General features: G+C 72.1%; 12 protein-coding genes. 5 read left to right on the top strand and 7 right to left on the bottom strand.

The features are described 5' to 3' along the window. Window position 1 precedes the first annotated feature (1 nt). Both ACFZCD_RS03475 and ACFZCD_RS03470 read right to left on the bottom strand, forming a co-directional pair. The gene (locus tag ACFZCD_RS03475) at window positions 2-760 is read right to left on the bottom strand and encodes a hypothetical protein (protein ID WP_391827392.1); all 759 of its coding nucleotides are present in this window, start codon (window positions 758-760) and stop codon (window positions 2-4) included. After that, entirely contained in the window at window positions 757-1,827 is a 1,071-nt protein-coding gene (locus ACFZCD_RS03470) for a BTAD domain-containing putative transcriptional regulator (RefSeq protein WP_391827390.1), read from the bottom strand. Before ACFZCD_RS03470 ends, ACFZCD_RS03475 begins: the two co-directional genes overlap by 4 nt. A gap of 163 nt (window positions 1,828-1,990) precedes the next feature. On the opposite strand from ACFZCD_RS03470, the gene ACFZCD_RS03465 reads away from it, so the two are divergent. Further along, window positions 1,991-4,516 (top strand): helix-turn-helix domain-containing protein, encoded by a 2,526-nt coding sequence (locus ACFZCD_RS03465; RefSeq protein ID WP_391827389.1) that lies wholly within the window; start codon window positions 1,991-1,993, stop codon window positions 4,514-4,516. Between the two features lie 61 nt (window positions 4,517-4,577). Here ACFZCD_RS03465 and ACFZCD_RS03460 read toward each other — a convergent pair whose 3' ends face one another. From ACFZCD_RS03460 to ACFZCD_RS03450, 3 genes are all read right to left on the bottom strand, one after another. Next, window positions 4,578-5,807, bottom strand: a complete 1,230-nt coding sequence (locus tag ACFZCD_RS03460; RefSeq protein WP_391827387.1) for a beta-ketoacyl-[acyl-carrier-protein] synthase family protein — start codon at window positions 5,805-5,807, stop codon at window positions 4,578-4,580. After that, the gene (locus ACFZCD_RS03455; RefSeq protein WP_391827385.1) at window positions 5,804-6,073 is read right to left on the bottom strand and encodes a phosphopantetheine-binding protein; all 270 of its coding nucleotides are present in this window, start codon (window positions 6,071-6,073) and stop codon (window positions 5,804-5,806) included. Before ACFZCD_RS03455 ends, ACFZCD_RS03460 begins: the two co-directional genes overlap by 4 nt. 79 nt (window positions 6,074-6,152) lie before the next feature. Continuing rightward, a complete protein-coding gene (locus ACFZCD_RS03450; protein WP_391827383.1) occupies window positions 6,153-6,920 on the bottom strand; it encodes a class I SAM-dependent methyltransferase in 768 nt (255 codons plus the stop codon). A 445-nt stretch (window positions 6,921-7,365) separates the two neighbouring features. On the opposite strand from ACFZCD_RS03450, the gene ACFZCD_RS03445 reads away from it, so the two are divergent. The 3 genes from ACFZCD_RS03445 (at window position 7,366) to ACFZCD_RS03435 (ending at window position 11,463) form a co-directional block, all read left to right on the top strand. Then, window positions 7,366-8,676: a hypothetical protein gene (locus tag ACFZCD_RS03445; protein ID WP_391827381.1), complete on the top strand. Its 1,311-nt coding sequence runs from the start codon at window positions 7,366-7,368 to the stop codon at window positions 8,674-8,676. Between the two features lie 55 nt (window positions 8,677-8,731). Beyond that, a complete protein-coding gene (locus ACFZCD_RS03440) occupies window positions 8,732-10,105 on the top strand; it encodes a condensation domain-containing protein (RefSeq protein ID WP_391827379.1) in 1,374 nt (457 codons plus the stop codon). A 98-nt stretch (window positions 10,106-10,203) separates the two neighbouring features. Then, window positions 10,204-11,463: a PP2C family protein-serine/threonine phosphatase gene (locus ACFZCD_RS03435; RefSeq protein WP_391827377.1), complete on the top strand. Its 1,260-nt coding sequence runs from the start codon at window positions 10,204-10,206 to the stop codon at window positions 11,461-11,463. 86 nt (window positions 11,464-11,549) lie between these two features. Here the strand turns inward: ACFZCD_RS03435 and ACFZCD_RS03430 are convergent, their stop codons facing one another. Both ACFZCD_RS03430 and ACFZCD_RS03425 read right to left on the bottom strand, forming a co-directional pair. Further along, window positions 11,550-11,939, bottom strand: a complete 390-nt coding sequence (locus ACFZCD_RS03430) for a hypothetical protein (protein WP_391827375.1) — start codon at window positions 11,937-11,939, stop codon at window positions 11,550-11,552. A gap of 109 nt (window positions 11,940-12,048) precedes the next feature. Further along, complete coding sequence (locus ACFZCD_RS03425) at window positions 12,049-12,942, bottom strand: glycoside hydrolase family 19 protein (RefSeq protein WP_391827373.1); 894 nt, start codon at window positions 12,940-12,942, stop codon at window positions 12,049-12,051. A 382-nt stretch (window positions 12,943-13,324) separates the two neighbouring features. On the opposite strand from ACFZCD_RS03425, the gene ACFZCD_RS03420 reads away from it, so the two are divergent. Next, on the top strand, window positions 13,325-13,747 hold the full coding sequence (locus ACFZCD_RS03420; protein ID WP_391827371.1) for a cysteine/serine endopeptidase inhibitor: 423 nt from the start codon (window positions 13,325-13,327) through the stop codon (window positions 13,745-13,747). The last annotated feature ends 28 nt before the right edge of the window (window positions 13,748-13,775 follow it).

Below are 13,775 nucleotides of genomic sequence, written 5' to 3'. Positions count from 1 at the left end.
GTTACGTGCTGCCCTCGGCTTCGTGGTGAAACCGCTCGCCGGGCCCCCGGCCGAGGCGCTCGACCAGTGCGCGGAGGACGGGGAGGTTGACGATGCCGGGGCCCCCGGGTCCCAGGTCGTGCCACGTTCCGTCGATGTCGAGTCCGACGGAACGTGGCCCGCTCCGCAACCGCCGCACCCGTGGCCACCCCGCGCGTACTTCCCCCCACCCGATCTCCTCCCGGGTGAGCCAGACGGCGCCGAAGGCCAGGCGCTCGCCCCCGGCGAGCGCGGTCAAGGCCCGGGGCAGCTGGGCGCGGATGACTTCCTGCTCGACCTCCGGCCACCATTCCGGTGCCTCACCGTGCTCCGGCTCGCAGCGCAGCACGACCCGCTCCCCGTCGACGTCGGTGAGCGTCGAGGCCGCGCCCCCGCGGCCCCCACCGCCCGGACGCATGGGTTCCGTTCGCGACACGGAGGTCGTGTCGTAGCGGACGACGTGGATCCGGCGCTTGACGGCAATCGTCATTCCGTTCTCGTACAGATCCACTCGCGCAGCGTCGCGCGGACCCGCCGCCCTGGTGAACCCGCCGGGGCGGACGAGGGCCAGCAGTCCGCGGACTCCCGGGGCCGTCAGGGCCTTCCCGCGCGCCCTGCGTGCCGTGTGCGCGGCCGCCGCGTAGGTGGCACGCCGCCTGCCGAGCCGCTCGCGGCCTGCCGCCGCCGAGATCCTCGCCAGCAACAGCTCCTCGCTGGACGTACGCCGCGCCGGGTCGCTCACCGCGTGGTTCCGGTGAGGCCGGGGCGGAGGTCGTCCCCCTGCAGGATCGTCCGGTGCACCTGCTGCAGCAACCGGCCCGGGGAGACCCCCAGCTCGTCGGCCAGACGACGGCGGGCGCGGTCGTACACGGTCAGCGCGTCGGCTTGCCGGCCGCTGAGGTACAGCGCGCGCATCAGCATCGCGGCGACGGGTTCGTTCAGGGGCTGCGCCACGGTCAGGGCGGACAGTTCGGCGATCGCCTCGGCGTGCCGGCCCAGCCGCAGCTGCCAGTCGAGCTTCCGCTGGACGAGGAGGGTCCTGCGCTCGGTGAGCCGCAGCCGCTCCAGCTCGGCGAACGGCCCCGGCTGGCCGGCCAGTGGCTCGCCGCGGAACTGCTCCAGCGCCTGGGAACAAGCACGGACCGCCTCGGCCAGATCGCCCGCCCGCTCGGCCGCGCCGGCCGCGGCGATCAGCGCCTCCATCCGGGTCAGGTCCACGACGACCGCGCCGGGGAGCAGCCGGTAGCCGCTACGGTCCCGCTCGATCACCGAGTCCGGGCCGCCTCCCGTATCCAGGATCTTGCGCAGCCGGTAGATGTACACCGGCACCACGTTCGTGTTCGGCGGCTCCTCCCCCCACACCCCGTCGGTGAGCTCCTGCCGGCTGACCGACCGGCCCGCGCACACGGCCAGCGCCGCCAGTACGGCTTGCTGGCGCAGGTGCCCCAGGTCCAAGGGCCGTCCGTCGTGCCACGCCCGCAGCGGGCCGAGCACCGAGATGCGCAGGCGCGGTCCGGGGGTGGTGCGGGCGGCGGCCCGTGGCAGCGGGCCGGCGGGCCGTCTGCGGGGGCCACGGCCGGGGGAAACCAGGCCGCAGTCGAAGGCGTGGACGATGGCGGCGGCCCGGTCGCGCAACCCGAGCACGGCGAGGATCCTCGCGAGGTGGCCGGCCACGGCCTCCTCGGAGAGGGCGAGGGCGGCGGCGATCTCGTCGTCCCTCAGACCGCAGCCGACCGCGTAGAGAACGTCGCGCTCCTGGCGTCCGAGCGTGGTGACGGCCTGCCGGCCGGTGGTCGTGGTGATCGGCATCGTGGCTCCCCGAGCATCGGGCCGCTGTCCGCGGCGGATCACCGCTGACGCTGGTCCCCGGGCCGGAGAACGGACAGGCCACGGGACCGGCCGTTTGCGGCCGGTGGCCGCGCTAGAGTCCGTCACCTGGGGAAACACATGTACGAGGGGGAGGCCGTGACCGGTGGCCAGTGAGTTCAGCACGCTGTTACGGCAGTTGCGCCGCAAGGCGGGAATGACGCAGGAGGCCTTGGCGGAGCGTGCCGGGGTGGGGGTGCGCACCATCCGCGGGCTGGAGACGGGTGAGCGCGCCGACCCCCGGGTGGCCACGGTGCGGCTGTTGGCCGAGGCGCTCGGGCTGGCCCCGGCGGAGCGCGAGGAGCTTCTGGCCGCCGCCGTTCGCCGGCCCGGGTCCACGGACCGGCCCGGGTCCACGGCCCAGCCGGGATCCACGGCCCAACCCGGGTCCACAGCCCGGCCCGGATCCGCGGCCCGGCCCGGCGAACGGCCGGAAGACCGGCCGGACGAACAGCCCGGCCTCACCGATCCCGCCACCGGGCAGCCGGCTCCCGGCCACCCTCCCTCCGACCAATCGGCCCCCGGCCACCCTCCTTCTTTCCAACCGGCCGTGGGTCACCCTCCCTCAGCCCTGCACGGCGCCCTGGCCGACGTCTCCGAGCAGCTCGCCCACGCGGTGGCCTCGCGCTGGCACCGCGAGGAGGAACAACGGCAGGTGCACGACCCGTACCCGCTGCCCCTGCGCTGGCGGGCCGTCCCCGAAGAGCTGACCGACCACTGGGCCAACATCCGGCGCCTGCCCGCCGGAGGCATGCGGGGCACGCACGGTCCGCTGGACCTCGGCGGGCGGCTGGACGGCATCGTGGAGGTGTACCGGCGGATCCCCTCCGGCCGGCTGGTGGTGCTGGGCCGGCCCGGTTCCGGGAAGTCGATCCTCACCACGCGGTTCGTCCTGGACCACATCGCGTCGCGGACCCGCACCGATCCCGTACCGGTGATCTTCAGCATCGGCACCTGGGACCCCACCGCCATCACGTTCCGGGACTGGCTGACCGCCCAGCTGATCCGCGACCATCCCGGTCTCGCCGGTGCGGCGCCCGGCGGCCGGAGCCTGGCCGCCGCGCTGGTCGAGGCCGGCCGGGTGCTCCCCGTGCTCGACGGCTTCGACGAGATCGCCGGAGGACTGCACCGCCCTGCGATGGAGGCGCTCAACGCCACCACGCTCCCGCTGCTGCTGACCAGCCGTCCGGCCGAGTACACCACCGCCGTGGCGGAGACCGACGTGCTCACGTCCGCCGCCGCGGTGGAGCTGACGGACCTCACCCTGGACGATCTGGCCGACTATCTGCCGCGCACCACGCGCAAGTCCCGCGGCGGCGACGCCGCGACGACCGCCTGGGACCCCGTGCTCGGCGCGCTGCGCGAGCAGCCGAGAAGCCGGGGCGGCGACCAGCTCGCCGAGGTGCTGACCACCCCGCTGATGGTCACGCTCGCCCGCGCCGTCTACAGCGACGCCCCGGGCCGTGACCCGGCCGCCCTCCTGGACACCCGCCGGTTCGGCAGCGCCGAGGAGTTGGAGGACCACCTCCTCGAGAACTTCACCACCACCGCCTACCGCCTCCGGCCGGGGCACCGCCCGGACAGCGCTCCGCACCACGGCTTCGCCCCGGAGCGCGCCCGGTACTGGCTCGGCTACCTCGCCCACCACCTGACCCGGCTCGACACCCCCGACCTGGAGTGGTGGCGACTGGGCTCAGGGCTGCGCCGCCCCACCCGCACCCTGGTGACCGCGCTGGTGACCTGCCTGGTCGTCGGCGTCGTCGACTGCGTCGTCGGCACCCTCTTCGACACCCTCAGCTTCCAGATCGCGGAAGGGCTGACGACGGGATTCCTCGCCGGGGTCATCAGCGCGCTCTCCTACTGGTTCCTGGTCGCGGGCAGGAACACGGCGGTGGCACCCTCCGGAGTGCGCATGAAGATGTTCGGCGGAGCCGGCACGCCCGGCCGGAGAACGGGCGCCCGCGTCGTGCTGGGGTTGCTCTGCGGGCTCGTCTTCGGCGTCGGCTACGGATTCGAGCACGGGGTGCTCAAGGGCCTCCTGTGGGGCACCGGACCCTTGTCCGTGCTGTACTTCGGCCTTTCCGACGCCGCGTTCTTCGGGTTCGTGTTCACGCTGGCGGGCGGCCCCACCCTGGGCCTCCTCACGCTCCTCGAGACCCCTCTCGACATCGGGTCCGCCGTCAATCCGGCCGGCCTGCTGCGGACGAACCGCCGGACGGTCATCGCCCAGTTCCTCGTCTGGGTACCCGCCTTCGGGCTTCTGGCCGGCCTCGGCTCCGCGCTGGCGGTCCCGCCCATGTCGCTGTTCCTGGGGCCGCTCGTGTGGAGTCCCGGGTCCTCGCTCAAGCTCGGCCTCATCAGCGGGCTCGGCTGCGCCCTCGGTTACGCCCTCACCCTCACCGCCTGGGGTCAGTGGGTCGTGCTCTCCCGGATCTGGCTGCCGCTGACGGGGCGGCTGCCCTGGTCCGTCGTCGCCTTCCTCGAGGACGCCTACCGGCGGGGCGTGCTCCGGCAGGCCGGTGCGGTCTACCAGTTCCGCCACGCCCGCCTTCAGGACCACCTCGCCCGTAGGTACCGGTCGCGTGGCGCCACCCGGCGGTCCACCGGGCCGGGCGGTGCCACGCCCCCATGACGACGTTCCGTCACACAGGACCGTCACACAGCACCACCCGGCGGACCACCCGGCAGCCCCGTCACGCGGCGCCGAACACCACCGCCGAGTTGTGGCCGCCGAATCCGAAGTTCTGCTTGACGGCGACGTCGATCGCGGCGGGGCGGCCCACGACCGGGGTGTAGTCCAGGTCGCAGTCGGGGTCGGGGTGCTCCAGGTTCGCGGTGGGAGGCACGTACTTCTCCCGGATGGCACGCAGCACCCCGACGCTCTCCAGGATCCCGCTCGCGCCGCACGCGTGCCCGATGACCGACTTGGGCGCTGTGATGGCGACGTGGCGCGCGTGAGCGCCGAACGCCCGCTTGACGGCCGCGGTCTCGGCCCGGTCGTTGAGCGGTGTCGAGGTGCCGTGCGCGCTCACCAGATCCACCGCGGCGGTGTCGAGGCCGGCGTCGGCACAGGCCAGCTCGATCGTCCTGGCCGCCACCGCTCCGTCCGCCCGCGGCGCCACGGGGTGGTGGGCGTCGCAGGTGGACGCGGCGCCGAGCACCTCGCCGTGCACGGTGGCGCCGCGGCGCAGCGCGGACCGCTCGGACTCCAGTACGAGCACGGCGGCGCCCTCGGCCGGCACCATGCCGTCGCGGTCGCGGTCGAACGGCCGGGACGCGACCGCCGCCTCCGCCGCGGGCCGCTGGGAGAGCGTGTCCAGCAGGCGGAACGACGCCAGGGCGGGTATGTCCAGCCAGCTCTCCACGCCGCCGACGAGGACCACGTCGGCGATGCCGTCGCGCACCGCGCGCAGGCCCGCTCCGATGGCGTCCGTCGAGGCCGCGCAGGCGGTGGAGAGGGTGAGCACCGGGCCCGTGATGCCCAGTTCCTGGGCGACGAGCCCGGCGGCCTGGTTGGGGAGCAGCCGGAGCATCCCGAGCCGGTCCATCCGCTGCCACCCGCTCCGGTTCAGCACGGTCACGAGCCGCGCTGTCTCGTCGAGGCCGCCGCCACCGGTGCCTACGTACAAGGCCCCCGGCGCCGTGCGCAGCCGTGCGTCCTCCCGCGCTTTCATCGCCGCGGCGAACAGGAGTTGCTGGAAGCGGGAGGTGCGGCGGACCTGCTGGACGGACATGTGCTCACGGGGGTCGAACCCGCGGATCACGCCGGCGACCTGGCAGGGCAGGGGCTGTTCGAGCTCCAGTGGCGAGATCGCGGGACGCCCCGCGGCGAGGGCGTCCCACAACTCGTCCGGTGTTCCGCCCGCGCACGACTCGACGCCGATGCCGGTCACCAGCACGCGGTGGCGCACCGCCGGTGTCACAGCGCTCCCGCCATCGCGTCGACCACGTCGCCGACCGTGCGGAGGTCGGCGATCCGGATGCCGCTGTCCGCCAGCTCGACCCCGAATTCGCGCTCCAGGACGGTGATGAGCTCCAGCGCCTCCATGGAGTCGAGGCCGAGCACCGGCTGGTCGGGGTCAGCGGCGTAGAACAGCGCGGAGTCGCGGGTGACGGCCGTCCCGGCTTCGTCCAGGTCCGGCCGGATTTCGGTGATGGCCCGGCTGACCACGTTCCATACCTCGGTCATGACGATTCCTTTCGTGGTGTGTTTCACGCCCGGAGGGTGTTTCACGCTCGGGGGTGTGTTTCACGCCCCGGGGGGTGTTTCACGCCCGGGTCGCGGAGAAGTACGCGCAGCGCCGCGTGATGGTGAACGGAGCGCGCTCGTACAGTTCTTGCATCGTTTCGGTGAGCAGTTCCGCGGCGGTGTGCCGGTCGACTCCGGGCAGCGCGGCGGTGGCGAACATCGGGGTCGAGCACAATGCGGTGAGGAAGCGCGGGCCGAGGGTGAACTCCCGCTCGGTGGTGACGGTGCCGGTGAAACCGGCCGCCGCAAGGGCGGCCCGGTAGTCCCCGGCGGTCCTGCGCAGCCCCGAAGGCCGCCCGGCCGCCGACCGGGTCAGCGGGAGCCCGCGCCTGCGGGCGGTGCTCCGGGCCGTGCCGACCAGCTCGGCGTACAGCGGCAGGTCGGCCGGGGATTCGGCGCCCGAGTAGAACGCCGAGTTGAATACCAGGCGTCCGCCCTCGGCGAGGACCTGCCCGATCGCGTCGAGCGCCTCGGCGAGGTCCGGGACGAGGTGGATGCAGTTGGCCAGTACGACGACGCCGAAGGAGTCCGGGGGGAACAGCCGCGACACGGAGGCCGCGTCGCCCTCGGCGAACCGGGCCCGGTCGCCGAGCCGGGCCCGCGCCGCCTCGACCAGGGCCGGGTCGGGGTCGACGCCGACCAGGGACATGGCCGCGTCCCGCGACAGCAGGCGCTCGCTGACGGCCCCGTCCCCGCACCCCAGGTCGAGCACGGCCGGCGCGGAGCCGACGGGAACCAGGTCCAGGAGTGCGCGGTTCAGCTCGGCGTATTCCGGGTCACGGCGCAACGCGGCGTAATCCGAGGAGGGTTGCGCTTCGAATGGTGGCACTTCGATTGGCCGCGCTTCGCGCGATTGCATTTCGTACGATTGCGCTTCATCCGTGAAGCGGACGGATCCGGTGTCTGCTCGTGCATTCATGAATGGGCCTCCGTCGGCCGGTCAAAGAAATGGCGCGGTGCGGATCGAATGACGGGGGCAGACGCTAGCAGTGCGTTTGACGAGCAACAAGGGAGATGTCCCCCGTACCGGCCGCACCGGCTTCGTGATCAGCGGAAACCCGCTCCTTCATTTTTCTTTCATCGCCTCCGGATAGCTTCCCGCAGGTCGCATCGGAAATTTATCGAGGAGAGAATCGTGCTGGTGCCGAGAGACCGACGTCATATACGGCCGGGCCGGTAAGACGTTGGAATTCACAGAATTGGGCGGGAGCGCGGTTCCCTCCGGCCGGCTGGTGTTCTGGACACCGTCCGCCCCGGCCTCGGCCTGGGTGGACGACCCGCGGACGCCCGCGCTCGTCCACGAACACCACGTGCGTGCGGCGGCCGCCCGGGGACCGGGGCACGTGGCCCCGGCCTGGATCGGGGTGTCGTTCGCGGTGGGGCGGGCCGGCCGGCGCCGGACCGGAGCCGCGCTCTCGGCCTGGCTCCGCGGACACGAGCACCTGCGGAGCAGCCTGGTACCGGCCCCCGGGCGCTGCCTGCGCCGTACGCTCCCCGCGTGCGCCGTCACGCTGCGGCAGGAGGACGTCGGCGTCTTCGCCGACGGCGCCTCGGTCCGGCGGCAGATCGAGGCCTTCTTCGACCGGAACGCCCGGCCCCTCGGCTGGCCGCACGTGGTCTTCGCGACCGTCCACGGCGCGGACGGGACGACGGTGTTCGCCGGGGCGGACCACGGCGTCATGGACGGCTACACGCTCGCCATGATCCCGGGGCAGATCCGGGACGCCCTGGAAGGGCGCGCCGAGGACCCGGCCGGTCCGACCTACCTGGACTTCGGGGCCGAGGAACGGAACCTGATCCGCCGGCTGCCTGCGGGGCCCGAGCACACGGCCCCCTGGCGGACGCTGCTCGGCGACACCCGCGGCGGCACGCCCGCCTTTCCGCTGCCCCTCGGCGCCTCCGAGGTGCCGGACACGCAGCGCAGCGCCTACCGCTGGCTGCTCGACGGGCGGGCGGCGGCCGGGTTCGCCGCCGCGTCGCGCGCGGCCGGAGGCACGACCGCCGCCGGTCTCCTCGCCTGCCTCGCGCTCGCCGCGGCGGGGGTGTCGGGCGAGCGGCACCTGTCCGTGATCAGCCTCGCCAACGCCCGGCCCGGGATGTGGCGTTCGGCACCGGGCTGGTTCGTCGGCCTGCACCCGGTGCGGATCCCGGCGGATCCCGGGGCGGACTTCGCGGGCACCGTCGCCCTCGCCGCCGCCGAACTGCGCCGCCGAGCGCCGGGGCCGGGGAGTTCACTCCCCCACATCAGCCGGATGCTGCGCCGGGAGATCCACCCCCGGTTCGTCGTGTCCTACCTCGACGTGCGCCGTGTGCCGGGCACCCCGCCCCAGCCGGGGGACACGATGTTGCGCAGCCGGATCCACGGCCCGGCCGAGGTGTACGTGTGGCTGACCCGAAGCGACCGCGGCGTGCACTTGTCTGTGCGCTTCCCCGACACGGCCGTGGCGCGCGCCAACGTCGAACGCTTCGTCCGGGCCGCCGCGCACACCGCCACCCGCGCCGCCGATGGCCACCGGGCCGAAGCCTTGCCCGCGCCCGCCTGACCACCCGTTCCCCGAGGAGCCGGTACCCCATGGAGAAGGAGACCCCGCTGTGCGCATGACCCAGATCCTCGACTGGCGACCCGAGCCGGGCGAAGTGGTCGAGTTCGCACCGGTCGCCGACCAGGCACCCGTACCGCACGACGTTCCCGCATCACACTTCCAAGAGGCCCACCTGCGCCTGGCGGCCGCCCACCGCGCCGCCGGACGACGCCAGTCGCCGTGGGTGGCCATGACGTTCGACCTGGAGGGCCGGGCCGATCCCGACGCACTCGCCCAGGCGTGGCAAGGGTTCGTCCGCCGGCACGAGGCGTTCCACACCTGGTACGAGCCTGAGGCCGAGGAGCTGAGGGGGTTCCGCATACCTCCCGGTTCCCTCACGATGCGCCCGGCGCGCGTGGGCGACTTCGCCGGCTCGGCCGACCTGCGCGCCTACGTGCACCGGCGGATCGACGAGCAGACCTCGGTGAGTGGTCTGGGACTCCTGGCGGGAGTGATCCGGCGCGACACGGCGTCCACCGTGTACTTCGCGATCGACCACGCCTACACCGACGGCCACTCCCTGGCGTTGCTCTTCCACGAACTCCGCGCCCGCTACCACGCGGCCCGCACCGGCACCCCGGTCGACCTGCCTCCGGCACCCGGCTACCTGGACCACAACCGCCGCGAACGGCAACGCTCCGCATCACTGACGAGAACCGCGCCCGAGCTCGCCGCCTGGTCGGAGTTCCTGGCCGCGAAGGACGGCGGCTTCCCCGCCTTCCCCGTCGAGCTGGGCAACGACTCCGGCGAACTGCTGCCCGCCACCCGGCTCGAGTATCCGGTGTTCACCGGAGACGAGGCACGCGCGTTCCGCGCCTACTGCGCCCGGCACGGCGGCGGGCTCGGCGCGGGCTTCTTCGCCGCGCTGGCCGTGGCACAGTGGGAGTTCACCGGAAACGACGTCTACCGCGTACTGACCGCCGTGTCGACCAGGTCATATCCCCGGCTGCTCCGCGTGCACGGCTGGCTCGTCAACCTCGTGCCGTTGTCCTACCGGCTTTCCGGCTCGCCCGCCCTCGCCGACGCGATCCCCGTCGCGCAGCAGGGCTTCCAGCGGGCCCGCGAAGGATACGACGTGCCGCTGCACCGGGCACTTCAGCTGCTTCTCGAGGACGGAGACGGCGGCCTTCCCGGCATCCCTCCCATGGCGTCGTACGTGGACGGACGGTCCGCGCCGGGCGCCCGCGACTACCCCGGCGCGAACGCGACGGTCCTGACCGGCCCGGACAACGCCGGCGGCGTGTCGCTGTGGCTGAACTGGTTCCCCGACCGGGCCGACCTCGTGATCAGCATGCCGGACACCCAGCAGGCCGCGGCGGGCGTTCCGAAGTACCTGGACCGCGTCAGGGAGCTCATGCTGGCAGCGTCGGGCAACACCCACGGGATCTGAGCACGCGGCCGCACCCGCGCGAGCGAGCCCGGCACGAGACGCGAACGCGGCCGACGTGACACGCGACGTTGCCCGGCATGTGACACGAGCGTGCCGACATGAGAGCGGCCGGGATCGGTGTGAGACTGGGAGCGGAAGGGGTGATCCCCGTGCCGGACCCATCGCATGCGTCCGCGGGGCCCGACACCGCCGTCGACGAGAACCTGCTGGAAGAGCTGATCGTCGAGGCGCAAACGGCCCTGCCGTTCGAATTGCCCGTCCTCGCGAACCGGTGCGCCTCGGCCCTCGGCCTGGACTCTGCGCTGCTCTACCTCGTCGACCTGCAGCAGCAGCTGCTGATCCCGCTCGACGAGGCCTTGGAGCCGCTGCCGGTGGACCGTTCGCTGGCCGGCTGGGCGTACCGCACGGTCACTCCGCGAGTGGCCGATGCGGGCGACGACGTGATCGTCTGGATGCCCATGGTCGACGGTGCGGAGCGGCTGGGCGTGCTGGCGGTACGGACCCCTTCGCTCGACGGGGTGCGGATGCGCCGCAGCCGGATGCTGGCTTTTCTGTTCGCCATGCTGATCACCTCCAAGCGCGCCTACAGCGACTGGCTCGCTGCCCGCGCCCGCACCGCGACCATGCGGTTGCCCACCGAGATGCTGCGGGCCTTCCTGCCGTCCCACACCATCGGCAGCAGGAGGTGCGTCTCGACGGCGGTCCTGGAGCCGGCGTACGACGTCGCCGGCGACGCCTTCGACCACTCGGTGGTCAAGGACATACTGCACACCATGATCCTCGACTCCATGGGTCACGACCTGGTCTCCGGCCTGACCACGTCGGTCGCGATGGCGGCGGCGCGAAACGCCCGTCGCGGCGGTGGCGACCTGGCCGACGTCGTCGGGTCCGTGGACCAGGCGCTCGCCCAGTGGCTGCCCGACCACTTCTGCACCGGCGTGCTGTGCCGGCTCGACGCGGTCACCGGGGTGCTGCGCTGGATCAACTGCGGTCATCCCCCGCCGCTGCTGATCCGGGACGAGCGGGTGCTCGGCGGGGTGCTGGACAGCCCTCCGCAACCGCCGCTCGGTCTGGCCGGCCAACTCGTTCCGGCAGCCCGGCAGGTCCACGAGACGACACTGGAACCGGGCGACTGCGTGCTGCTCTACACCGACGGCGTCGTGGAGGCCCGCGACGCGGACGGTGCGGAGTTCGGCCTCGACCGGTTCACCGACTTCATCATCCGCTCCTCCGCTGCCGGCCAGCGCCCGGCCGAGGTGCTGCGGCTGCTCATCCACGCCATCCTCGACTACCAGCGCAACCGGCTGCGGGACGACGCGACCATCCTGCTCTTCGAATGGCGCCCGCAGCACCAGTAGCCGACGCGGTTTCGGACCGACGACAATGCGGACCGACGACAATGCGGACCGACGACAATGCCCCCTCGCGGAGGGGGCATTGCGGGCTATTTGGAGCGTATCTTTCGGCCCTTCGGCGGCTCGCATTCCTGCGCGGCCGCGATGAAGGGCTTGAGCGCGTCGTGGAGCTTATTCAGCGAGTCGGGGCCGAGCTCGATCTGGTAATACTGGACGGAGGGGACCAGCCTGGTTTCGAAATCGCTGCTCCCGTCCTCGTCGTCCTTCGCGGCCCCGACCCGCACTTCCATACCCGGGACTGCGAACGTGTGCAGGTGGACGTCCTCGGTCACGGTCGGATCGAGGTCGTCGTAAGATTCGACCTTCACCCATGTCTCATGGGTGACGGACTGGTCTCCCACCGTCAATGTCCTGCCCCCCTTCCGCACGCCCGGCTCGCTTTGCCGCGATTCGTCTACCTCGATAAACCTGGTGCCCATCAGCGCCCCTTCCCAAGAACAGCCAAAGCCTAGCCGCTGCCGGGGAGTTACACTCAACCGGGAAGTGGCCACCAGACCTCGCCGTTCCCGGGCGTCCTTATACCGGGGCTCAGCAGTAGAGGTTGCCACCCGGAGCGACACCCAGCAGCTGGGCGAATCGCTGGTAGCTGTTCACCCGGCTCTGCACCTGGGCGGGGTTGCGGCCGTTGCACTCCACGGCGCCGTTGATGCTGCGGATGGTCTCCCCGAATCCCCGGCCGCCCACCATCGCGTCGTGCGGCGTCATGGTGCCGGGGCCGCGCTGGGTGTTCCAGTACCACAGGGCGGTCTTCCAGGAGACGGCCGCATCGGTCTGGACGAGCGACGGGTTGTTCAGCAGGTTGATTCCGAGGGCGTCGCCCGCCGCCTTGTAGTTGAAGTTCCAGCTGAGCTGGAGCGGACCGCGGCCGTAATAGGCGGCCTGGCCGGCCGGGCACCCGTAGGGCTGGTTCCGGTCGCAGTAGTGGGGATAGTTGGCCGTGTTCTGCTCCACGATGTGGACCAGACCGCCGGTCTCGTGGTCGACGTTGGCCAGGAAGGCCGCGGCCTCCTGCCGCTTGACCTGGTCACTGCCGGTGTTGGCGAACCCCGGGTACGCGGCCAGGGCCGCGATCAGCCCGTCGTACGTGTAGAAGGCGTTCCGGCCCGGGAACATCTGCTGGAACTGGGACTGCGTCACGGGGAACTTCCCGGCCCCCGGGTTCCCGCCCCCCTGACAGGTGTACGGGTCCCAGTACCACGTGCTGATGACCGGGTCGTAGCCGGGATTGTCGTGCTCGGCGACGTAGTACTTGCCGTCCGTGTACCGGACGACCGTGCCCGCCGGATACCAGGTGCCGCCCGTCCAGTTGGGCGCGTTGTCGCACGGGCCGGCGGCACTCGCCGTGCCGGACGGCACGAGGAGGGCCGCACCGACCAGAGCCAGTACGGCCAGCAGCAAGGTGACGAAGCGGTTTCTTCTCACGGCGGCTCCTGCGGGGTCGGATCGCTGGGTGACACTCGCTTGCTCGAAACGCGACAGGACCGGCCGAAGACGGTGCGGCCGGTCACTCTTGCGCAGTGAATAACCCTTCAACTTCGTTGTCAACGACATGCATCGCGGGCGGCCGAACAAGGTGCATTTGGCATACGGTTCCGGACAACTGTCGCTTCAGGGACTTGCGCCGGCATCGTGCCGCATGGCACTCATGGACCCGAAGTCGGACACGCGCCGAAGAAATGCCGCTGTCCTTCGACTTCCTCACCGGCGAGCCGTGACGGCTCCGCGATGCCGGTTACCGGGGCGCTCGCTCCACGGGCCCGCTGGAGCACACCCGCCCGCCATTACCCCTGAACGAGGAGAGAGCATGCGTGGAAGCAGAGCTGCGCGCTCCGCGGCCGTCGTCCTGGCCGCCGCGGCCACCGGAATTGCCGTCGCCGCGGGACCGGCGGCCGCCGACGTTCCGATCGGCCGGCCGGTGAACGGAAAGATGACGTACTACACCGACAAGGGATTCGGCGCCTGCGGGACAGCCATCGACGCGAGTTCCCAGGACCTGGTCGCGGTCTCGCCCTCGTGGTGGACCTCCGCCAATCCCAACAACGACCCTCTCTGCAAGGGCATATGGGTCGAGGTCAGCTACAACGGCAAGACCATCAGGGTGCCGGTCAGGGACAAGTGCCTCTCGTGCGACCGCACCCACATCGACCTCGGCCGGCCGGCCTTCCAGAAGCTGGCACCGCTCGACCGGGGCGTGGTCAACGGCATCACCTGGAAGTTCGTGCGCTGATCCCGGGCCCGTCCAGCCCTGTGCCCCC

Origin of the sequence: Streptomyces sp. NPDC008001, from assembly GCF_042958085.1 — a bacterium.
In the GTDB taxonomy this organism is placed as follows: domain Bacteria; phylum Actinomycetota; class Actinomycetes; order Streptomycetales; family Streptomycetaceae; genus Streptomyces.
Note: the sequence above shows the minus strand (reverse complement) of the source record. Positions and strands in the feature narration are given on the sequence as shown.